Source organism: Verrucosispora sp. WMMD703, assembly GCF_049178935.1.
Taxonomy (GTDB): Bacteria; Actinomycetota; Actinomycetes; order Mycobacteriales; family Micromonosporaceae; genus Micromonospora; species Micromonospora sediminimaris.
Genome location: NZ_JBMHMM010000004.1, coordinates 2638369 through 2659713 on the forward strand (window position 1 = coordinate 2638369; position 21345 = coordinate 2659713).

A 21345-nucleotide genomic window follows, 5' to 3' on the forward strand; every position below is an offset into this window, starting at 1 on the left:
TGGTGTCAGCGAACGGTGTTGTTTGACATGTTGATAAGGTTACGGCGGTCATGGCGGAGGGGAAACGCCCGGTCTCATTCCGAACCCGGAAGCTAAGCCCTCCAGCGCCGATGGTACTGCACCCGGGAGGGTGTGGGAGAGTAGGACACCGCCGGACACACGTCACAGTCGAGGGCCACCCGGAATCGGGTCGGCCCTCGACTGCGTTGCGTCGTTGATACGGCGTACTCAGGAAGGATGTACCTGTGAGTTCAGCACCTCAGGGCGGGGACCGCCCCCGGGGTTACCAGGGCCGACCGGCGGATCGGGACGGCGGACCTCGCCGCGACGACCGTCCGTCGCGCCAGGACCGGGGAGAGGAGCGAGGTTCTCGCGACGACCGCGGGTACGGCGGCGACCGATCCCGGTCCGGCGGCTTCCGTCGTGACGGTGACCGCCGTGAGGGCGGCTTCCGGGACAGTGGCCGCTCGGGCGGTGGGTACCGGGGCGAGCGCGACGACCGCGGCTTCGGCGGGCGCGACGGCTCCGGCGACCGGGACCGGCGAACCGGCGGCTTCCGAGGCGGAGAACGTCGCGACTCCGACCGTCGTGAGGGCGGGTTCCGCCGCGACGGTGGCGAGCGCTCCGGTGGTTTCCGCAGCGGAGACCGGGCAACTGGCGGGTTCCGTAGCGAACGCCGTGACAGCGGCGGCTTCCGTCGAGATGGCGACCGCCGTGAGGGTGGCTTCCGGGGCAACGATCGCGGCGCGGGCGGCGAGCGTCGCGACGGTGGCTTCCGTGGGGGCGAGCGTCGTGAGGGCGGCTTCCGCGACGGTGAGCGCCGCGACGGTGGGTTCCGTGGCGGGGAGCGCCGTGAGGGCGGCTTCCGTGGGGGCGACCGTCGTGAGGGCGGGTTCCGTGGCGGCGAGCGCCGTGAGGGCGGTTTCCGTGGGGGCGAGCGCCGTGAGGGCGGCTTCCGCGACGGCGAGCGTCGTGAGGGTGGGTTCCGTGGGGGCGACCGTCGTGAGGGCGGCTTCCGTGGCGGCGACCGTCGTGAGGGTGGCTTCCGTGGCGGTGAACGTCGTGAGGGTGGCTTCCGCGACGGCGAGCGCCGCGACGGTGGGTTCCATGGGGGCGACCGTCGTGAGGGCGGTTTCCGTGGCGGTGAACGCCGTGAGGGTGGCTTCCGTGGGGGCGAGCGTCGCGACGGTGGGTTCCGTGGCGGTGAGCGTCGTGAGGGTGACCGTCGCGAGGGTGGCTTCCGCGACGGTGAGCGCCGCGACGGTGGGTTCCGTGGCGGTGAGCGCCGTGAGGGCGGTTTCCATGGCGGTGAGCGTCGTGAGGGTGGCTTCCGTGGCGGCGACCGTCGCGACGGTGGGTTCCGTGGCGGTGAGCGCCGTGAGGGCGGTTTCCGCGATGGTGAGCGTCGTGAGGGTGGCTTCCGTGGGGGCGACCGTCGCGAGAGCGGTTTTCGCGACGGTGAGCGTCGGGACGGCGGGTTCCGGGGTGAGCGCCGTGAGGGTGGCTTCCGGGACCGGGAGGGTGCTCGCGGAGCGGGCGGCTTCGCCGAGCGCCGCGACGGCGGATTCCGTCGGGGCACGGATGAGCGTGGCGGCGACCGCCGTGGCGGCGGATTCCGGGACGACCGGGACGGTGAACGTCGCTTTGTCCGGCGTGCGGACGGACCCGGCTCGGCCGAGGACGGGCGTACGGAGGCGCCGGCGTTGCCTGACGAGATCGTCGCGACCGACCTGGACAAGGACGTCCGCGCCGAGCTGCTGTCGCTGGCGAAGCCGGTCGCGGAGACCGTTGCCCGACACCTCGTGGCGACCGGGCAGCTGATCGACGAGGACCCGGCCGAGGCGCTCGCGCACGCACTGGCCGCTCGCCGGCTCGCATCGCGGATCTCCGCAGTCCGGGAGGCAGTCGGCCTGGCCGCCTACCACGCCGGGGAGTGGCAGTCGGCCATCGCGGAGCTGCGGACGTACCACCGGATGAGCGGTGCGCAGAGCCACCTTGCGGTGATCGCGGACAGCGAGCGGGCACTGGGCCGTCCCGAGCGGGCCATCGACCTGTTCCGGGGTGCCGACCAGGAGAAGCTGGACCCGGCGGTGGCGACCGAACTGCTGATCGTGGCCGCTGGTGCGCGCGGCGACCTCGGCCAGCGGGACGCGGCCGTGGCGATGCTCCAGGTCCCCGACCTGACCAGCGACACCGTCCAGCCGTGGACGGCACGGCTGCGGTACGCGTACGCCGACGCGCTGCTGGCCGTCGGGCGGCGAGCCGAGGCACGGGAGTGGTTCTCCCGCGCGGCGGAGGTGGACACCGAGGCCGAGACCGACGCGGCCGAGCGGCTGCTCGAACTCGACGGTGTGGTCATCGAGGGCGACGACGAGGACGAGGTGACCGAGGAACTGGTAGCTGGTCCCGGTGCCCCCGGTGCCGTACCGACCAGCCCGGACGCCGGCCCGTCGACCACCGCCGAGGTGTCCGACCAGGATGACCCGGTCGGCAGTGACCTGGCGTCCGACGGACCCGAGCACGATGCGACCACCGGCGCGGAGCCGGCCGAGGACGTGGCAGCCGACATCGAGGCCGCACCGGAGGTCGCCGGATCCGGTGCGGACCGCCGCGAGGCGGACGGGACCGCGGAGCCGGAGGCACGGCAGCGATGAGCGGGGACCGGCTGGTTGACGGTTACGCCCTGGTCGTCTTCGACCTGGACGGAGTGATCTACCTGATCGACCAGCCGATCCCCGGCGCGGTCGAGACGGTCGCCCGGCTGCACGGTGAGGGCCGAGCCGTCGCGTACGCGACGAACAACGCCTCGCGCCGTGCCGCCGACGTGGCCGACCTGCTCACCGGGATGGGTGTGCCGGCGCGACCGGATGAGGTGCTCACCAGCGCCGCCGCAGCCGCCCAGCTGCTGGGTGAGCGGCTGCCGGCTGGCGCGCCGGTGCTCGTGGTGGGCGCCGAGGCGCTCCGGGCCGAGATCAGCGAGGCCGGGCTCAAGCCGGTCTCCACGGCCGACGAGGGTCCGGTCGCGGTCATCCAGGGGTACGGCCCGCAGGTGGGCTGGGCCGATCTGGCCGAGGCCGCGGTTGCGGTACGGGCCGGCGCGACCTGGGTGGCCACGAACACCGACCGTACCCTGCCCAGCGGGCGTGGGCCGTTGCCGGGCAACGGCGCGTTGGTGGCCGCGCTGGCCACCGCGCTCGGCCGGAACCCGGACGAGATCGTCGGTAAGCCGGCACCGGAGCTGTTCGCCACCGCCGCCCGGCGGGCGGACATCGGTCGTACGGTGGTCGTCGGCGATCGGCTGGACACCGACATCGAGGGCGCCAACCGGGCCGGTCTGGACAGCCTGCTGGTCCTCACCGGGGTCAGCGACGCCGCCGAGCTGCTCGGCGCGCCCGCAGAGCGGCGGCCGACGTACGTCTCATGGGACCTGACCGGCCTCTTCGACCCCGACGGTGTGGTACGGGTGCCGGCGTCGGACGCCGACCACGGTGGTTGGCAGGTGACCATCACCGGGGCCGACGACTGGCAGCTGTCCGGCTCGGGGCGTGCGCTTGACGCGCTCGCCGCGCTCTGCGCGGTGGCCTGGCGCAGTCATCCCACCGGCCCGATCCGGCCGGCCTCCCCAGAGGCGGCGAAGGCGCTGGAGCGACTCGCCCTGGCACCCTGACCGGGTCAGAGCAGTTTGCGCAGCTTCATCAGGTCGAACGGGTTCGCCTTGATCGACACGCGGCGGTTGGCGACCGCGCGGGTGACGTCGAGATCGCCGCGAACCAGGGCCAGCAGGTCGTCACTTGTGGTGCTCATGGCGATCTTCGCTTTCGGGTCGTCACCGTCGGCGAGTTCCACCAGCCTCCCGCCGGTGAGCCGGCCGTGGAAGGCGGTCTCCAGATCGGTGATCCGGCAGGCCAGGGTGCGATCCAGGTCCACGCGATCGCGTACGGTCTCCGCGTTGCGCTCGAGCCGGGCGGCCAGATCCTGCAACGCCTGCCGACACTCGTCCACCGTGGCCACCAATCGCCTCCTCGCCACACCACGTCGTCTCCCGGCACCGTACCGCACAGGACGGTTCCGACGGCCCGGTAGCGTGACACCTGCACAGCCGTCGGGCGAAAGGACTCAGGCATGCAGGACGCGTGGCGTACCTACCTCGAACTGGCCATGGGCCTGACGGAGGCGCCCCGGAAGAAAGCACAGGACGCGGTGCGCCGGGCTATGGGATCGACCGGTGCGACGGCGGCCCAGCTGCAGACCCTCGCCGAGGAGTTGCGGTCGACCGGCGCGGCCAACCGTGAGGCCCTGACCAAATTGGTGCGGTTCGAGGTCGAGCGGGCGCTCGGCGTGGTGGGCCTGGCCACCGCCGAGGAGGTCGCCGAACTGGACCGCCGGGTGCGCGAGTTGGAACGCCAGCTCCGGGCCGCTTCCGGTACGCCCACCAGCGGCGCCGCGCCGGGCCCGGTGGCGGCCCCCGAGTCCGTCGAGACCCCCTCCGTCGGCACGCCATCGACCGCCGCCGCCGCCCCGCCGACGAAGGCGGTGGCGAAGAAGGCGGTGGCCAAGAAAGCGGTGGCCAAGAAGGCGGTCGCGAAGAAGACCGTGGCCAAGAAGGCATCCGGAACGGTCGTGCGTACCGCTGACAGTGAACCGACGTCGCGACCGGCCAAGGCCGCACCGCCGCGCCCGGACGGCGCCGCATGACCGCGCCGCGGCCCGGCCCGCCGCCGGGTCCGCGCCCGGGTCCGCCGCCACAGCGCTGGACCGGCGAGGGCGGGCAGGACGACGGTCACCCGGCGGTGGAGGCCGCGATGCAGGCAATCACGAACGCCGCGACGCTCGGACCCGCCGACCAGATCGCCCAGTACGAGGCCGCGTACCAGACGCTGCGGGAGACGCTGGCCACCATCGACCAGGCCTGAGGAGGCGCGTCCATCCATGGCACGGCGTAACCGGTTGGACGCCGAACTCGTCCGTCGCGGCCTGGCCCGCTCCCGTGAGCAGGCTGTCGCGTTGGTGGAGGCTGGCCGCGTGCAGCTGCGTGGGGTGCCCGCCCGCAAGGCCGCCGCGATGGTTGATCCCGCCGATCCGTTGCTGGTCAGCGGTGCCGACCCGACCTCCGAGTACGTTTCCCGGGGCGGGCACAAGCTGGCCGGTGCGCTCGCCGCCTTCGCCCCTGCCGGGCTGACGGTGCATGGTCGACGCTGTCTGGACGCCGGCGCGTCCACCGGTGGCTTCACCGACGTGCTGCTGCGCGCCGAGGCCGCCGAGGTGGTCGCGGTGGACGTCGGCTACGGCCAGCTGGCCTGGTCGCTGCGCAACGATCCCCGGGTACGGGTCTTCGAACGCACGAACGTCAGGACGCTGGTGCCGGAGACGATCGGCGGCCCGGTCGACCTGACCGTCGCCGACCTGTCGTTCATTTCGTTGCGGCTGGTGCTGCCGGCCCTGGCGGCCTGCACCCGGGCCGACGGTGACCTGGCGCTGATGGTCAAACCGCAGTTCGAGGTGGGCCGGGAGCGGGTCGGCACCGGTGGGGTGGTGCGCGATCCGGAGCTTCGGGCGCAGGCGGTGCTTGAGGTCGCCACGGCAGCCGCGACGCTGCGGCTGGGGCTGGCGGATCTCGCGGCCAGCCCCCTGCCGGGGCCGAGCGGCAACGTCGAGTTCTTCGTATGGTTACGCCGGGACGCGCCACCGGCCGACCCGGAGCGGGTGCGGGCCGTGGTGGCGGCCGGGCCAGGTGGCCCGGTGACGTCCGGTGACGGACCGGACGAGGTGACGGAGGAGGTGGCCACGTGAGCGAGCGGAGCGAGCGAACCGTTTGGCACAGCAGCGTGGCGGCTCAGGCCGCCGGTGAGCGGAGCGGGGCGGCGGCGCGGTGACCCGCACGGCCCTGTTGGTGACGCACACCGGCCGGCGGCGCAGCACCGAGCATGCCCGTGCGGTCGCTGCGGACCTGATCGCCGCCGGGTTCGAGGTGCGGGTGGTGGCCGAGGAGGCCGAGGATCTCGACCTGCCGGGCGTGGTGCCGGTGACCGGGCCGGAGGCGGCCGAAGGCGCCGAGATCGTCTTCGCGCTCGGTGGGGACGGGACGTTCCTGCGCGCCGCGGAGCTCGCCCGGCCGGCGAAGGTGCCGCTGCTCGGCATCAACCTCGGTAAGGTCGGTTTCCTCGCCGAGGCGGAGATCGACGATCTCGACGAAGCGGTCCGTGACGTGGTCAGCCGCAACTACAGCGTCGATGAGCGGCTCACCCTCGACGTGACGGCGGAGTTCGACGGTGGGCCGACCATCGAGTCGTGGGCCCTCAACGAGATCAGCGTCGAGAAGGGCGAGCGGGCCCAGATGCTGGAACTGCTCGTCGACGTCGACGGGCGGCCGCTGTCACGCTACGGCTGTGACGGCGTGGTGTGTGCCACGCCCACCGGTTCCACGGCGTACGCCTTCTCGGGCGGCGGGCCCGTGGTCTGGCCGGAGGTGGAGGCGTTACTGCTGGTGCCGATCAGCGCGCACGCGCTGTTCAGCCGACCGCTGGTGACGGCACCCACCTCCACCATGACGATCACCGTCGACCCGTTCACCACTTTGGCCGTGCTCTGCTGCGACGGGCGGCGGGTCTACGACCTGCCGCCGGGCGCCCGGGTCACCGTGCGGCGGGGCACCCTGCCGGTGCGGATCGTGCGGCTGCGGGACCGGTCGTTCACCGCGCGCCTGGTGGCAAAGTTCGACCTCCCGGTGCACGGCTGGCGGGGCAACCGCCGCTGAGGCTGCCGGCCGCGCCGGCTGGTCAAGTGTCGGGCCACGCGTCTACTGTCGGTTGCTGTGCTGGAGGAGCTACGCATCACCGGACTGGGCGTCATCGAGGACACGACGCTGCCGCTGGCCGGCGGCATGAACGTCATCACCGGCGAGACCGGTGCGGGCAAGACCATGGTGGTGACCGGGCTCGGCCTGCTCTTCGGTGGCCGGGCCGACGCCGGCCGGGTACGCGCCGAACCCGGCCGTGCCGTGGTCGAGGGCCGGCTGCGCCTCGGTGGCCGGGTGGCGGAGACGGTGCACGCCCGGATCACCGACGCCGGAGGTGAGCCCGACGAGGACGGCTGCGTGCTGCTGAGCCGCACGGTCACGGTGGAGGGCCGGTCCCGGGCCCATCTGGGTGGCCGCGGCATGCCCGTGTCGATGCTCGGCGAGGTCGGTGAGCAGGTGGTCGCCGTACACGGTCAGTCCGACCAACTGCGGCTGCTGCGCCCGGCCGAACAGCGGGCCGCGCTGGACCGGTTCGCCGGTCCCGAGCACGAGAAGCTGCTCGACGCGACGCGGGACGCGTTCACCCGGTGGCGTCGGGTGGTCGACGACCTGGCCGACCGGCGGCGCAATGCGCGGGAACGCCATCAGGAGACCGACCTGCTGCGGTTGGGGCTCGACGAGATCACCCGGGTGGATCCGCAGCCGGGCGAGGACGACGAGCTGAAGGCGGAGGCGCAGCGACTGGAGCACGCGGAGGGTCTGCGTACCGCGGCCCAGTTGGCCCATCAGTGCGTGGCCGGCGGCTTGGAGGCCACCGACGACACTCCGGACGCCTCGACGCTGCTGGGCACCGCCCGGCGCACGCTTGAGGCGCAGGCCGGCACCGATCCGGCGCTCGGTGAACTGGCCGTCCGTCTGGAGGAGGCGGCCACGTTGGTCGCTGACGTCTCGGTGGAGCTGTCCACATACCTCGCCGGCCTGGACGCCGACCCGGCTCGGTTGCAGGCGCTCTACGAGCGGCGGGCCGCGTTGCGCGCGTTGACCCGTAAGTACGCCGACGATGTCGACGGCGTGATCGCCTGGGCGGAGCGGGCCCGGACCAGACTGTCCGAGCTGGACAACTCCGACGAGCTGCTCGACGAGCTGGACCGGGAGGCGTCCCGGTTGGCCGGCGAGGTGGCCGAGCTGGCCGGCCGGCTGTCGCTGTCCCGGCAGGAGGCGGCGGCGCGGTTCGCCGATCAGGTCACCGTCGAGCTGGCCGGGCTGGCGATGCCACACGCCCGGATCGAGGTGGCGGTGCTGCCCCGACCCGCCGGGCGGGCCGAGCCGACGTTGCCGGTCAACGGGGTCGACGTAGGTGTCGGGCCCGACGGCGGTGACGAGGTCGAGCTGCGGCTGCTGGCGCACCCCGGTGCGCCGTCGCTGCCGCTGCAACGGGGTGCCTCCGGCGGTGAGCTGTCCCGGGTGATGCTCGCCATCGAGGTGGTCTTCGCCGGCTCCGGCGGCCCGCCGACGCTGGTCTTCGACGAGGTCGACGCCGGGGTGGGCGGTCAGGCGGCGGTGGAGATCGGCAGGCGGCTGGCCCGACTGGCCCGCAGCCACCAGGTCCTGGTGGTGACCCACCTGCCTCAGGTCGCCGCCTTCGCCGACCGGCACCTGGTGGTGGCCAAGGACACCGGCGGTGCGGTCACCACCAGCGGGGTGCGGGTGGTGGAGGACACCGAGCGGGCCCGGGAACTCGCCCGGATGCTTGCGGGTTTGCCGGACTCGGATCTGGGTATCGCTCACGCCGAGGAACTCCTGGCCGTGGCGGCCAGGGAACGGCGGTCCTGAGACCGCGATTGTGAGCGGAGGCACACCGGCCTTCGCCCATGTGTGTTTCCCTGGGTAGGCGGCCCTGCTCAGGCATGTCGCGACAGATTCGCCTGCCTCACATGCCAGGATGGTCACGATGCGTCTACCCACGTTGCGCCGGGCCCGGAACGCGGAACCGGGACAGATCCTCGGCACCGCGCGCCTCGACCGTCGCACGAAGCGGCTGGTCGGCCGGCTCCGCCCCGGCGACATCGCGGTCATCGACCACGTCGACCTGGACCGGGTCGCTGCCGACTCGCTCGTCGCGGTCGGTGTCGGCGCGGTGCTGAACGCCAAGCCGTCGGTTTCCGGCCGTTACCCAAACCTCGGGCCGGAGGTGCTGATCTCGGCGGGTATTCCGCTGCTCGACGACCTCGGTGAGGGCATCTTCGAGCGGATCCGTGAGGGCGACACGGTGCGCATCGAGGGCAACACCGTCTACCTGAACGACGACCCGGTGGCGCACGGTAGTCGCCAGGACGCCGAGAGCGTGGCCAAGGCGATGACCGACGCCCGGGAGGGCCTGTCGGTGCAGTTGGAGGCGTTCGCCGCCAACACCATGGACTACCTCAAGCAGGAGCGGGACCTGCTGCTCGACGGCGTCGGCGTGCCCGAGATCGCCACCGAGGTGCAGGGCCGGCACTGTCTGATCGTGGTTCGGGGCTACGACTACAAGGCCGACCTGGACGTGCTGCGCCCGTACATCCGGGAGTTCAAGCCGGTGCTCATCGGCGTCGACGGGGGCGCCGACGCTCTGGTCGAGGCGGGCTACACCCCAGATATGATCATCGGCGATATGGATTCGGTCACCGACGACGTGCTGCGCTGCGGCGCCGAGGTGATCGTGCACGCGTACCCGGACGGGCGGGCGCCGGGGTTGCCGCGCGTCAACGGCCTGGGGGTACCGGCGGTGACCTTTCCCGCCGCCGCCACCAGCGAGGACCTCGCCATGCTGCTGGCCGACGAGAAGGGCGCCTCGCTGATCGTCGCGGTGGGTACCCACGCCACGCTCGTGGAGTTCCTCGACAAGGGGCGCGGCGGCATGGCGTCGACGTTCCTCACCCGGCTCAAGGTCGGTGGCAAGCTGGTCGATGCCAAGGGGGTCAGCCGGCTGTACCGGCAGAGTATTTCCGGGTCGTCCCTGTTGCTGCTGGTCCTCTCCGCACTCGCCGCCATGGCCTCGGCGGTGGCCGTCTCCACCGTCGGTAAGGCGTACCTGGGCGTGGTCTCCGAGTGGTGGGACAATTTCGTGTTCCAGCTCGGCCAGCTTTTCTAGCTCCCGACCGATCAAGAGGCTTCAAGCGTGATCAACTTCCGGTACCACGTGGTGTCCCTGACCGCGGTCTTCCTCGCCCTGGCGATCGGCCTGGTGGTCGGTACCGCCGCACTCAACGGTCCGGTAGCGGACTCGCTTCGGGAGACCGTCAACGAGCTACGCAAGGACAACCAGCACCAGCGCCAGGCGGTCCAGAACATGCAGCGGGAACTGGAGCTGGAGGAGGACTTCGCCGCCGAGATGGCCCAGGTGATGCTGCCGGGCACGCTCAGCGGCAAGCGGGTGCTGGTGCTCAGCCTGCCCACCGGTCGCGAGCACACCGAGGGGGTGCTCAACATGCTCCAGCTGGCCGGTGCCGACGTCACCGGGCGGATCGACCTGCAGGACAAGTTCATCAACCCGGAGAACAACAACGACCTGCTCGAACTGGCGGTCACCGCGGCCCGACCGACCGAGGCGCCGACCGCGGGGCTGCCCGGCAACGGCCACGGCGTCGAGACCTCCAGCGCCCTGCTGGCGACCGTACTGCTGGACCAGCCCGCCGGTGCCGAGCCGGTCACCGAGGCCGACCGGCGGGCGGTGCTGGCCGCGTACGGCAACGCCAACTACCTGACCACGTCGGACCGGATCACCGCGCCGGCCGAGGCCGTCGTGGTGGTCAGCGGGCAGCCGTACGTGGACAAGGACTCCGCAAAGAAGGACGAGTCCGTCGTCAAGATCGCCGAGCAGTTCGACCGGACCGGGGGCATCGTGGTGGCCGGCAACGGCTCGGCCGGCGGCAATCTGGTGGCCTTCGTCCGGGGCGACGCGGTGCTCGCCCAGACCATCTCGACCATCGACAACGCCAACACGGTCCAGGGGCAACTGGTCACCACCCTGGCGCTGGTGCAGCAGCTCGCCGAGCGCAAGGCCGGTCACTTCGGCGTCGGTGACAGCGCCGCCTCGCTGGTGCCTAGACTGCCCCAGTGAACCCTTCTCACCCACTTCGCACGCTCCGACCCGTCGCGGCGTCGGCGCGGGTACGCACCCGCCGAGCGGTGCGGGCCGGCAAGGGTTCAGTGGCCTGACGGGGCACCCGGTGCCCGATTCCGACGATGTCCGCCGGCCGGCGGGAGGGGATGGCGTGAGTGAGCGGGACGGCGACGTGACGGTCTTCGGTCGACTCCTGGTGGCCGGGATCGGGGCGGTCGCTGCCCGGTACGCGCTGCGCGAGATCCGTACCTCACCGCCCGCGGTGGCCCTGGAGCGGACCAACTTCCGGGAACGCACCGTGACCCTGGCCGCCGGCCCGGCCCTCGCGTTGGGGGCCTCAGGTGCCGCGGCCTGCGGGGCGGCGAGCGTGCCGGCCGGCGCGGCGACCCTGGTGGCCGGGCTCGGCGCCGGTGCCGTGGGCCTCTACGACGACGTTGTCGGTGCCCGTCCGGAGCAGAAGGCGGCAAAGGGTTTCGCCGGGCACCTGGCCGCGTTGCGGCAGGGCCGGGTCACCGCCGGCCTCGTCAAGATCGTCGGGGTGGGCGCGGCCGGTCTGGGGGCGGCCGCCCTGCTCGCCGCCGACCCGGGGGTGGCCGGGCATCGTCGTCGGCGCCGGCAGGGCATCTGGGGACGAGGCGTCGACGTGCTGCTCGGCGCGGGGGTGGTGGCCGGCACGGCGAACCTGGTCAACCTGCTCGACCTGCGTCCCGGACGGGCACTGAAGTCGGGTCTGCTGCTCGGTGCGCCGCTGAGCGGTGGCCGGCACGGTGGGATCGCCTCGGGCGCGGCCGGTGCCGCCGCCGGGCTGCTCCCCGAAGACCTGGCCGAGGACGTGATGCTCGGTGACAGCGGCGCGAACGCCCTCGGCGCGGTGCTCGGGGTGGCGCTGGCCGCCCGCACCGGCCCGGTCGGCCGGGCCGGGCTGCTCGCCGTCCTCGCCGGGCTCACCGCGGCCAGCGAGAAGGTGAGCTTCACGAAGGTCATCGCGAGCACGCCGGGGCTGCGTGAACTCGACGCGCTGGGCCGACGCGCCGACTGACGTGACCAGACCGGCCCCCCTCGCCGGCGCCGGCCGGTTGGCCGGAGCGGCAGCCCTCATCGCCGTACTCACCGTGGTCAGCAGGCTGGCCGGGTTCGGGCGTACCGCCGTGTTCACCTGGGTGGTGCAGGACAGCGACCTGGGCGCGATGTACGTCCTGGCGAACACCATCCCGAACATCATCTTCGAGATCGTCGCGGGCGGGGCGCTGGCCAGCCTGGTCGTACCGCTGCTCGCCGGCGCGGTCGCGGCGGGGGACCGGCAGGCGGTCGCGGCCACCACCGGCGCCCTGCTCACCTGGACGGTGACGCTGCTCGTGCCGCTGGCGGTGCTGGTGGCCCTGGGCGCCGGGCCGATCATCACCGCGCTCGGCGACAGCCGGTCACCGGAGGAACTGGCGGCCGGCGCCCGGATGCTGCGGGTCTTCGCGCCGCAACTGCCGCTGTACGGCATCGGCATCGTGCTCACCGGCGTGCTCCAGGCGCACCGGCGGTTCGCCTGGCCGGTGATCGCGCCGCTGCTGTCCAGCCTCACGGTGGTCGTCGTCTACCTGGTCTTCGCCGGGGCCGCCGGTACGGGCGCCAGCGTGGCGCAGGCCGGCCGCGGCGGTGAGTTGATCCTGTCGGTCGGCACCACCCTCGGCGTGGTGGTGTTGTCGCTGTCGCTGCTGATCCCGCTGCGTCGGCTGCGGCTGACGCTGCGCCCCGGGTACGCGTTCCCGGCCGACGCCCGGGCCCGGGTACGCGGGCTGGCGGTGGCCGGCGTGGTGACGGTCACCGCCCAACAGGTCGCGCTGGCGGTGATCCTCTACCGGCTCTCCAGCGGCCGGACCGAGGCGTTCCAGGTGTTCAACCTGGCCCAGACGTTCTACCTGCTGCCCTGGGCGGTGCTGGCGGTGCCGCTGGCCACCGCCGCGTACCCGACCCTGGCCACGGCGGCGGGCGCGGACGAGCGGACCTACCGGAAGGTGCTGTCGGCGACCCTGCGTGGGGTGCTGCTGTGCAGCTTCCTCGGCGCTGCGGCACTTGTCGGTGCGGCCGGCCCGATCGGCCGGTTCTTCCCGCTCGACAGCGACGCGACCGCCGCCGCGATCGCCGGTTACGCGCCCGGGCTGCTCGGGTACGGGCTGTTCGCGGTGCTGTCCCGCGCGCTGTACGCCCGGGGCGCGACGCGGGCGGCGACCGCCACCATCACCGCCGGTTGGCTGGCGGTACCGCTGGCGTTGCTTCCGCTGTCTGCGCTGCTTCCGGTGGCCGACCGGGTGCTGGCGGTGGCGTTGGCCAACTCGGCGGGAATGCTGCTGCTCGGCGCGCTGCTGCTGGTCGCCGTCGCCCGGTCGGCCGGCCGGGAGGCGTTGGCCGGCGCCGGACGGGCCGGCGCTGCCGGTCTGCTGGCCGGCGGTGCGGCCGCCGTCGCGGCGGTGGGGATGCTACGGCTGCTGGGCGCCGAGGGCGACCCCCCGGCGCGGTGGACGGCACTGATGCAGGGCATGCTGTCCGGAGTCCTGGTCGCTGTCGTGTTCCTCGCCGTGGTATGGCTGGTCGACCGGCAGGACCTGCGGCCACTGCTGACCGGCCTGGGTCGACGCCTGCGCCGGGCCCGGCCAGGTGACCGGAAGGAGGAGGCGGTCCGGTGAGCGCGAGGAGTGAGCTTGCGAGCCCCGCAGTCGCGAACGGAGTGTCGGTCCGGTGAGCGCGAGGAGTGAGCTTGCGAGCCCCCCGGTCGCGAACGGAGAGTGGGTCCGGTGAGCGCGACGAATGGGCCGGCGGCCGTTCCGGGCCAGCCGGGGACGGTGATGTTGCTGTTGGCTTCCAGCACCGGCGGGGTCGGTCAGCATGTCCGGTCGGTGGCGCGCGGGCTGGCCGAGGCCGGGCAGCCGGTGTTGGTCTGCGGGCCGGCGGCGACCCAGGACCAGTTCGACTTCGTGGCCGCCGGTGCCCGGTTCCGGCCGGTGGAGATTCCGGCGAGTCCCACGCCGGGCGACGCCCGCGCCGTCGGCGTGCTGCGCCGTCTGCTCGCCGCCGAGCAGGTGAGCGTGGTGCACGCGCACGGGCTGCGCGCCGGGCTGGTGGCGGTGCTGGCCCGGCCGGCGGCCCCGCTCGTGGTCACCTGGCACAACGCGGTGCTGGCCGGCGGGGTACGCGGTGCCCTGTCCCGGTTGGTGGAGCGGATCGTGGCGCGGAACGCCCGGGTGACCCTCGGCGCCTCGGGTGACCTGGTGGCGCGGGCCGTCGTGTTGGGCGCGGGGGATGCCCGGCTCGCCCCGGTCGCCGCGCCGGAACTGCCCGCGCCGCGTCGTCGCCGGGCCGCGGTGCGGGCCGAGTTCGCGGTCGCGGCCGACCAGCCGTTGATCCTGTCGGTGGGCCGGCTGCATCCGCAGAAGCGGTACGACGTCCTGGTCGACGCGGCCGCCCGATGGCGGGAGCGCACCCCGCCGCCGGTTGTCGTGATCGCCGGCAGCGGACCGGCCTACCTGCCGCTGGCCGCCCGGATCAGCGCCGCCCGCGCACCGGTCACCCTGCTGGGGCACCGCACGGACGTGGCCGATCTGCTCACCGGCGCCGACCTCGCGGTGGTGACCAGCGACTGGGAGGCCCGTCAACTGTTCGCGCAGGAGGCGCTGCGGGCCGGCGTACCGCTGGTGGCGACCGCGGTGGGTGGGCTGCCGGAACTGGTCGGTGACGCGGCGGTGCTGGTGTCGCCAGGTGATGTGGACGCGGTCGACGCGGCGGTGCGCGGCCTGCTCGACGACGAGGCCGGCCGCGCCGAACTGGCGCGGCGCGGCGCGGCGCGGGCACTGACCTGGCCGACGGAGGCGCAGACCCGCACCCAACTGCTCGCGCTCTACGCCGAGCTGACACCCGGCCCGGCCGGGCCGGCATCGCCGGACGCAGACGCACCGTCGACGGGACGCCGGTGATGCTGCGCCGTATCGCTCCGGTCCTGCTAACCCTGGTGGTGGTGGCGCTCGGGGTCACCGCGCTGGCCGCCCGCCCGCAGAGCCCGCCGGCCCGGCAGAGCGCCGACTATGTGGTTCTCGTCGGCGTGGCCGGGCTGCGCTGGGACGATGTGGACGCGGAGCGTACGCCGACGCTGTGGCGGCTGGCCCGCGAGGGCTCGATCGGGTCGCTGTCGGTGCGGTCCGCACATCGACCCACCTGTCCCGTGGACGGCTGGCTGACGCTCGGCGCGGGCAGCTTTGCCGCCTGGCCCGGCAGCCGCGGCGGGGACGGGCAGTGTCCGCCCGTCGACGTGACGGTGGAGCAGCCGGACGGCATCGGCGCGAACCTGCCGGATCAGGAGAGCGTTGCCGTGCACAACCAGGAGCGGTTGCCGTGGGGCACGGTACCCGGTGCGCTGTCGGAGTCGGTGCGGTGTTCGGTGGCGGTCGGACCGGGCGCGGCGGTGGCCGCCGCCCGACCGTTCGGTCGGGTCGACCGGTACGCGCCGACGCTGCCGGCGGATCCCGCCGGGCTGCTCGGCTCCTGCGTGCTCAGCATCGTCGATCTCGGCACGGTGGAGGGCGACGACCCGGCGGTACGGGCGGCGGCGGCTCGGGCTGCCGACGCGCAACTGGCCCGGGTGCTCGACGGCCGGCCGCCGCGATCGCTCGTGATCGTCGCCGGGGTCTCCGACACTCAGTTGCCGTCCCGGCTGCACGTGGCCGTTGCCCACGGTCCGGGCTGGGAAGAGGGCTGGCTGACCTCGCCCAGCACGGACCGCCGTGGCTATCTGCAACTGATCGACCTGGCCCCGACCGCGCTGACCGTCCTGGGTCGTCCGATGCCCGACCGGCCGTTCCTCGGCCGGCCCGCCGAGTCGGTCGACGGCCGGCCGGCCGATTTGTCCGCCGCGATCGCCGAGCCGGCGGACGCGGACCGGGAAGCCGCCGCGCAACGGAAGGTGGCCGGCGGGTTCTTCACCCTGCTGGCCGTCGTTCAGGTGGCGCTCGCGGTGGCGGTGCTGCCGCTGCTGCGCCGGGCCCGCCGGCACGCCGGGCCGTACGGACCGAAACCGGTGCCGCGTCCGGTGGTGGCGACGGTGGAGGTGCTGCTTGTCGCCGCCGCGCTCGCGATACCGGCGGCGCTGGTCGCCGAGGCCGCGCCGTGGTGGCGCTTCGCGTATCCGGCGGCCTCGTTCGCCGGGCTGACCGCCGTGTTGCTGGCTGCCGCGACGCTGCTGGTTCGGCTGACACCCGGTTACCGCGCCACCCTGGGTCCGCTCGGCGCGGTAGCCGGGCTGACCATGTTGGCCGTTGGCCTGGACGTCGTGACCGGGGCCCGGTTGCAGCTCAACGGGGTGGTGGGTTACTCCGCGCTGGAAGGGGGCCGCTATGCCGGCCTCGGTACCGTCGGTCTCGGCGTCTTCGCTGCCGCCGCCCTGCTCAGCGCCGGCTGGCTCGCCCAGCGGGTGCGCCGTGGCTGGCGTCCGACCGTCATGGTCGTCGTCGGCGGGGCCGCCGTGGTGATCGTCGGCAGCGCGTATCTGGGCGCCGACTCGATCGGCGCGATCGCCCTGACCGCTGGAGTGAGCGTGGCGGCGGCGATCAGCGCGGGTGGCTGGCTGACGTTGACCCGGCTCGCCTGGGCGGCGATGGCCGGGTTGGCCGTGACGGTCGGGTTCGCGGTGGTGGATCTGGGTCGGACCCCGGCGGAGCGGGGCAGCCTCGGCCGGTTCCTGGCCGCGCTCGGCGACGGTACCGGCGGGCTGACCGTGCAGCGGTCCAGCGCCGCGAGCTTCGACACGCTTGTCAACAGTCCGCTGACGGTGCTGGCGCTGGCCGGCGCGTTGCTGGTCTGGTTCGCGCTGCTGCAACCCTGGGGCGGGCTGATGCGGCTGTTCGGCATCTACCCGGCGATCCGGGCGGCGATGGCGGGCACCGCGGTGGCGGCGGTGATCGGCGGGCTGCTCAGCGCCGCGGCGTTGGACGTGGCCGGGGCTGCGGCAGCCGTGGTGGTGCCGTTGGCGGCGCTGTCGGCGTTGCGGGTGCTCGACCACTCGGCGGACCGCACCCAGCCGGGAGCGGACCGCCCGGCCGGCGGCGGGCCGGACGGTAGTCGCCCGGACGATGGCGGGCCGGACGGCGGCGGGCCGGCTGATGGCGGGTCAACCGGTGACAGGCCGGGCGGTGACGGGCCGGGCGCACGGTCGTCGGCCGAGGTCGCGACCGGGTGACTCGGCGGCGGTACCGGGTGCGGCACCGGCCGGCCGTTGGGGAGGTGTTACCGTGGAATCCCGTGGATCGCGTGATCACTTCGCTGATCGGCTCGGCGGTCTGCACGACCGCGACGGACGACACGGGAGCAGGCCTTGGCCCCTTCAGCACGGACGACCAGGCACATATTCGTCACCGGAGGCGTCGCCTCCTCGCTGGGTAAGGGGCTCACCGCCTCCAGTCTCGGCAACCTGCTGACCGCGCGGGGGCTTCGCGTGGTGATGCAGAAGCTCGACCCGTACCTCAACGTCGACCCGGGCACGATGAACCCGTTCCAGCACGGTGAGGTCTTCGTGACCGAGGACGGTGCCGAGACGGATCTCGACGTCGGCCACTACGAGCGTTTCCTGGACCGGTCGCTGTCCGGCAAGGCCAACGTCACCACCGGCCAGATCTACTCCGAGGTGATCGCCAAGGAGCGGCGCGGTGAGTACCTGGGGGACACCGTCCAGGTGATCCCGCACATCACCAACGAGATAAAGTCCCGGATCCTGGCCATGGCCGACCCGGACGACGACGGCCGCACCCCGGACGTGGTCATCACCGAGGTCGGCGGCACGGTCGGTGACATCGAGTCGCTGCCGTTCCTGGAGGCGATCCGGCAGGTACGCCACGACCTGGGTCGCGACAACTGTTTCTATCTGCACGTCTCGCTGGTGCCCTACCTCGCCCCCTCCGGGGAGCTGAAGACGAAGCCGACCCAGCACTCGGTCGCCCAGCTGCGCAGCATCGGTATCCAGCCCGACGCCATCGTGTGCCGTTCCGATCGGGACATCCCGGAGAAGCTCCAGCACAAGCTCTCCCTCTACTGCGACGTCGACGCCGAAGCGGTGATCGCCGCGCCGGACGCGCCCAGCATCTACGACATCCCGAAGGTGCTGCACCGGGAAGGGCTCGACGCGTACGTGGTGCGCCGGCTGAACCTCTCCTTCCGGGACGTGGACTGGGAGGGTTGGGACGACCTGCTGGAGCGGGTGCACCAGCCCCGGCACACCATCACCGTCGCGCTGGTCGGCAAGTACGTCGACCTGCCCGACGCGTACCTGTCGGTCAGCGAGGCGATCCGGGCGGCCGGCTTCGGCCACCGGGCCCGGGTCCACCTGCGGTGGGTGCCGAGCGACGACTGCGTCACCCCGACCGGTGCGGCGGCCGCCCTGGCCGGGGTCGACGGCATCGTCATCCCCGGCGGCTTCGGCGTCCGGGGCATCGAGGGCAAGATCGGCACCGCCCGGTACGCCCGGGAGAACGGCATTCCGCTGCTCGGGCTCTGCCTGGGCCTGCAGTGCATGACCATCGAGGTGGCCCGGCACCTGGCCGGCCTGGACGGCGCCAACTCTCTGGAGTTCGATGCCGAGGCGGTGCACCCGGTCATCGCCACCATGGCCGATCAGCAGGATATCGTCGCCGGCAAGGGCGACCTGGGCGGCACCATGCGGCTGGGCGCGTACCCGGCGACGCTCACCGAGGGGTCGATCGTCGCTGAGGCGTACGGCAGCACCCAGGTCAGCGAGCGGCATCGGCACCGGTACGAGGTGAACAACGCCTACCGCGACCAGCTCGCCAAGGCCGGGCTGCACATCTCGGGCACCTCGCCGGACGGTCGGCTTGTCGAGTTCGTCGAGCTGGACCGCGATCTGCACCCGTTCTTCGTGGCCACCCAGGCGCATCCGGAACTCAAGAGCCGCCCCACCCGGCCGCACCCGCTGTTCGCGGCCTTCGTCCACGCCGCGGTGACGTACTCGCACGCCGACCAGCTCCCGGTCGATCTGGACGGGGCCACCGCCGAGCGGGCGACCCGCAACGGCGCCGCCACGAAGGCGGCCTCGGCCTCGTGAGCGGACGGTCCGCAGGAATCGAAGGGGCGATGAGGGCCGAGGCCGGCGCGGGTGACCCGGTGGTGGGCCGATGAGCGCCGTCGAGCACCGCTACGAGGTGCGGTCGCGGGAGTTGCGCTACCGCGGCCGGATCTTCGAGGTGGTCACCGAGGAGGTCACCATGCCCGGCGGTGGCACCGCCGCGCGTGACCTCGTCCGGCACGTCGGCGCGGTGGCGGTGGTGGCGCTTGACGACGCCGGTCAGGTGGTGTTGATCCGGCAGTACCGTCAGCCGGTGGGCCGGCGGTTGTGGGAGTTGCCGGCCGGGTTGACCGACGTCTCCGGAGAGGACCCGTCGGTGACGGCAACGCGTGAGCTGGCCGAGGAGGTCGATCTCACCGCCGGCCGGCTCGACGTGCTCGTCGACGTGCACAGCTCGCCCGGGTTCACCGACGAGCTGGTCCGGGTCTTCCTGGCGCGGGATCTCGGCGAGGTGCCGGTGGAGCAGCGACACGACCGTCATGACGAGGAGGCCGACCTGCAGATCGTCCGGATCGACCTGGACGAGGCGGTCGGCATGGTGCTGGCGGGGGAGATCAGCAACGGACCGTGTGTGGCCGGGCTGCTCGCTGCCGCCCGCGCCCGCGACGCCGGCTGGTCGGGGTTGCGCCGGGCGGACGCCCCGCTGCCCCGCTGACCGGTACGCGGTCCCGTGGAACACGACGCGGGGGCCGGGCGGTGCACCGCCCGGCCCCCGCGTGGTCTCGTGGGTCAGTCGCGCAGCGGCCGGCCCTGTCCGTCGACGCCGCCGTTCACCAGGATCAGGATGCCGTCGACGAGGCCCCAGATACTGCCGATACCGCAGGTCACGAGGGTGACGATCAGCTGAATGACGCCCGTCTTGGTGTCGCCCATGTAGAACCGGCCGACGCCGAAGCCGCCCAGCACGATCTGCAGGACGCCCGCGACGACCTTGCTCTTGTCAGAAACGCCCTGGGGGTACCCGGGCTGCATTGGAGGAGTGGTCATGGGGCGACACAATAGTGATCCACTAACGCGTTGTCCGCACCGGTGTGCACCAGATGGGACGATGGTGCCGAAGACTGTCCTGACGGCTGATGTGACGTCCACCGCCGGCCCGGGTACTCACACCTGACACATCGTCAACGGCCATGGCGAGCAGGTGTCACAGTGCAGGCTCCGCTGACGTGCGGTCACGCCTAGACTGCCGCCGGCGGGACCGGATGACCGGGGCGGCAATGGGGCCGCCGCGGCACCGCGCAGTCGGGGTGAACGTGCCCCGAAGAGAGGTGTCAGCATCGTGAAGGTCGGCATCCCACGCGAGGTCAAGAACCACGAGTACCGGGTGGCGATCACGCCCGCGGGCGTCAACGAGTTCACCCGCGGCGGCCACCAGGTCTTCGTGGAGGCCGGCGCCGGGCTCGGGTCGAGCATCACCGACGAGGAGTTCGCCGCCGCCGGCGCCAAGATCCTGGAGAGCGCCGACGAGGTCTGGGACGCCGCCGACCTGGTGCTGAAGGTCAAGGAGCCGGTCGCCGAGGAGTACCACCGGATGCGCGAAGGACAGGTGCTCTTCACCTACCTGCACCTGGCCGCCTCCCGGGACTGCACCCAGGCCCTGCTCGACCGGAAGGTGACCGGCATCGCCTACGAGACCGTCGAGCTGCCGGACCGGTCGCTGCCGCTGCTCGCCCCGATGTCCGAGGTGGCCGGACGACTCGCCCCGCAGGTCGGCGCCTTCTACCTGATGCGTACCGGCGGTGGCCGTGGGGTGCTGCCCGGCGGCGTCTCCGGTGTGTACGCGGCCAAGACCGTGGTCATCGGTGCCGGTGTCTCCGGCATGAACGCGGCCGCGATCGCCCTGGGCCTGCAGTCCGAGGTGCTGCTGCTGGACAAGAACGTCGGCCGGTTGCGCCAGGCCGACGCCATCTACCGGGGCCACCTGCAGACCGTCGCCTCCAACGCGTACGAGATCGAGCGTGCGGTGCTTGACGCGGACCTGGTCATCGGCGCGGTGCTGGTGCCCGGCGCGAAGGCGCCGAAGCTCATCTCCAACGAGTTGGTCTCCCGGATGAAGCCGGGCAGCGTGCTCGTCGACATCGCGATCGACCAGGGTGGCTGCTTCGAGGACTCGCGGCCCACCACCCACGCCGACCCGGTCTACCGGGTGCACGACTCGATCTTCTACTGCGTGGCGAACATGCCCGGTGCGGTGCCGAACACCAGCACCTACGCGCTGACGAACGTCACCCTCCCGTACGCCCTCGAACTGGCCAACCACGGCTGGCGCGAGGCCGCGCGTCACGACCCGGCGCTGGCGCTGGGCCTGAACACCCACGACGGGCAGGTCGTCTACGGTCCGGTCGCCGAGGCGCACGGCCTGCCCACCCTGCCGTTGACCGAGGTGCTGGCCTGACC

General features: G+C 72.9%; 19 protein-coding genes and 1 rRNA gene. 17 read left to right on the forward strand and 3 right to left on the reverse strand.

The window, feature by feature from the left end:
* Positions 1-40 precede the first annotated feature (40 nt).
* Positions 41-157: ribosomal RNA gene (rrf, locus tag ACN26Z_RS12650) — 5S ribosomal RNA — on the forward strand.
* Between the two features lie 94 nt (positions 158-251).
* Here the strand turns inward: rrf and ACN26Z_RS12655 are convergent.
* Positions 252-1853, reverse strand: coding sequence for a hypothetical protein (locus ACN26Z_RS12655; protein WP_421464743.1), 1602 nt, complete (start codon positions 1851-1853; stop codon positions 252-254).
* On the opposite strand from ACN26Z_RS12655, the gene ACN26Z_RS12660 reads away from it, so the two are divergent.
* Complete coding sequence (locus ACN26Z_RS12660; RefSeq protein ID WP_421464634.1) at positions 1758-2654, forward strand: tetratricopeptide repeat protein; 897 nt, start codon at positions 1758-1760, stop codon at positions 2652-2654. The two genes, ACN26Z_RS12655 and ACN26Z_RS12660, sit on opposite strands and share 96 nt — an antisense overlap.
* Positions 2651-3667 carry an HAD-IIA family hydrolase gene (locus ACN26Z_RS12665; RefSeq protein WP_421461345.1) on the forward strand — a complete coding sequence of 339 codons (1017 nt, stop codon included), beginning with the start codon at positions 2651-2653 and terminating at the stop codon, positions 3665-3667. Before ACN26Z_RS12660 ends, ACN26Z_RS12665 begins: the two co-directional genes overlap by 4 nt.
* Before the next feature lie 5 nt (positions 3668-3672).
* Here the strand turns inward: ACN26Z_RS12665 and ACN26Z_RS12670 are convergent, their stop codons facing one another.
* Positions 3673-4011 carry an SCP2 sterol-binding domain-containing protein gene (locus ACN26Z_RS12670; protein ID WP_093409767.1) on the reverse strand — a complete coding sequence of 113 codons (339 nt, stop codon included), beginning with the start codon at positions 4009-4011 and terminating at the stop codon, positions 3673-3675.
* 111 nt (positions 4012-4122) lie between these two features.
* On the opposite strand from ACN26Z_RS12670, the gene ACN26Z_RS12675 reads away from it, so the two are divergent.
* The 13 genes from ACN26Z_RS12675 to ACN26Z_RS12735 all read left to right on the forward strand — a co-directional run bounded on the left by ACN26Z_RS12675 (position 4123) and on the right by ACN26Z_RS12735 (position 19603).
* The gene (locus ACN26Z_RS12675; protein ID WP_282239098.1) at positions 4123-4695 is read left to right on the forward strand and encodes a phasin family protein; all 573 of its coding nucleotides are present in this window, start codon (positions 4123-4125) and stop codon (positions 4693-4695) included.
* Positions 4692-4913 (forward strand): hypothetical protein, encoded by a 222-nt coding sequence (locus ACN26Z_RS12680; protein WP_421461346.1) that lies wholly within the window; start codon positions 4692-4694, stop codon positions 4911-4913. Before ACN26Z_RS12675 ends, ACN26Z_RS12680 begins: the two co-directional genes overlap by 4 nt.
* Positions 4914-4929: 16 nt before the next feature.
* Positions 4930-5790, forward strand: coding sequence for a TlyA family RNA methyltransferase (locus ACN26Z_RS12685; RefSeq protein ID WP_421461348.1), 861 nt, complete (start codon positions 4930-4932; stop codon positions 5788-5790).
* Positions 5791-5869: 79 nt separating this feature from the next.
* Positions 5870-6754 carry an NAD kinase gene (locus ACN26Z_RS12690; protein WP_093409756.1) on the forward strand — a complete coding sequence of 295 codons (885 nt, stop codon included), beginning with the start codon at positions 5870-5872 and terminating at the stop codon, positions 6752-6754.
* A gap of 57 nt (positions 6755-6811) precedes the next feature.
* Positions 6812-8569, forward strand: coding sequence for a DNA repair protein RecN (gene recN / locus ACN26Z_RS12695; protein WP_093409754.1), 1758 nt, complete (start codon positions 6812-6814; stop codon positions 8567-8569).
* Positions 8570-8687: 118 nt separating this feature from the next.
* Positions 8688-9866, forward strand: a complete 1179-nt coding sequence (steA, locus tag ACN26Z_RS12700; RefSeq protein ID WP_093409814.1) for a putative cytokinetic ring protein SteA — start codon at positions 8688-8690, stop codon at positions 9864-9866.
* A gap of 27 nt (positions 9867-9893) precedes the next feature.
* Positions 9894-10835: a copper transporter gene (locus tag ACN26Z_RS12705; protein WP_421461349.1), complete on the forward strand. Its 942-nt coding sequence runs from the start codon at positions 9894-9896 to the stop codon at positions 10833-10835.
* Between the two features lie 175 nt (positions 10836-11010).
* Positions 11011-11877, forward strand: coding sequence for a hypothetical protein (locus ACN26Z_RS12710; protein WP_421464635.1), 867 nt, complete (start codon positions 11011-11013; stop codon positions 11875-11877).
* Between the two features lies 1 nt (position 11878).
* Positions 11879-13513, forward strand: a complete 1635-nt coding sequence (murJ, locus tag ACN26Z_RS12715) for a murein biosynthesis integral membrane protein MurJ (protein WP_421464636.1) — start codon at positions 11879-11881, stop codon at positions 13511-13513.
* Between the two features lie 159 nt (positions 13514-13672).
* Entirely contained in the window at positions 13673-14797 is a 1125-nt protein-coding gene (locus tag ACN26Z_RS12720) for a glycosyltransferase family 4 protein (protein WP_421464637.1), read from the forward strand.
* Positions 14797-17052 carry a hypothetical protein gene (locus ACN26Z_RS12725; protein WP_421464638.1) on the forward strand — a complete coding sequence of 752 codons (2256 nt, stop codon included), beginning with the start codon at positions 14797-14799 and terminating at the stop codon, positions 17050-17052. Before ACN26Z_RS12720 ends, ACN26Z_RS12725 begins: the two co-directional genes overlap by 1 nt.
* 135 nt (positions 17053-17187) lie before the next feature.
* Positions 17188-18927 (forward strand): CTP synthase, encoded by a 1740-nt coding sequence (locus ACN26Z_RS12730; RefSeq protein WP_421461350.1) that lies wholly within the window; start codon positions 17188-17190, stop codon positions 18925-18927.
* A gap of 70 nt (positions 18928-18997) precedes the next feature.
* Positions 18998-19603, forward strand: coding sequence for an NUDIX domain-containing protein (locus tag ACN26Z_RS12735; RefSeq protein WP_421461351.1), 606 nt, complete (start codon positions 18998-19000; stop codon positions 19601-19603).
* A 74-nt stretch (positions 19604-19677) separates the two neighbouring features.
* On the opposite strand, the gene ACN26Z_RS12740 is transcribed toward ACN26Z_RS12735, so the two are convergent.
* Complete coding sequence (locus ACN26Z_RS12740; protein WP_232511426.1) at positions 19678-19998, reverse strand: TM2 domain-containing protein; 321 nt, start codon at positions 19996-19998, stop codon at positions 19678-19680.
* 229 nt (positions 19999-20227) lie between these two features.
* Here ACN26Z_RS12740 and ald point away from each other — a divergent pair, with 229 nt between their 5' ends.
* Positions 20228-21343, forward strand: a complete 1116-nt coding sequence (gene ald, locus ACN26Z_RS12745) for an alanine dehydrogenase (protein WP_093409739.1) — start codon at positions 20228-20230, stop codon at positions 21341-21343.
* Positions 21344-21345: the final 2 nt, after the last annotated feature.

Coding starts and splice junctions, on each gene's coding strand:
- steA (WP_093409814.1), top strand. CDS start 8,688: ATGCGTCTACCCACGTTGCGCCGGGCCCGGAACGCGGAACCGGGACAG.
- ACN26Z_RS12665 (WP_421461345.1), top strand. CDS start 2,651: ATGAGCGGGGACCGGCTGGTTGACGGTTACGCCCTGGTCGTCTTCGAC.
- ACN26Z_RS12735 (WP_421461351.1), top strand. CDS start 18,998: ATGAGCGCCGTCGAGCACCGCTACGAGGTGCGGTCGCGGGAGTTGCGC.
- ACN26Z_RS12675 (WP_282239098.1), top strand. CDS start 4,123: ATGCAGGACGCGTGGCGTACCTACCTCGAACTGGCCATGGGCCTGACG.
- ACN26Z_RS12680 (WP_421461346.1), top strand. CDS start 4,692: ATGACCGCGCCGCGGCCCGGCCCGCCGCCGGGTCCGCGCCCGGGTCCG.
- ACN26Z_RS12685 (WP_421461348.1), top strand. CDS start 4,930: ATGGCACGGCGTAACCGGTTGGACGCCGAACTCGTCCGTCGCGGCCTG.
- ACN26Z_RS12720 (WP_421464637.1), top strand. CDS start 13,673: ATGTTGCTGTTGGCTTCCAGCACCGGCGGGGTCGGTCAGCATGTCCGG.
- ACN26Z_RS12725 (WP_421464638.1), top strand. CDS start 14,797: ATGCTGCGCCGTATCGCTCCGGTCCTGCTAACCCTGGTGGTGGTGGCG.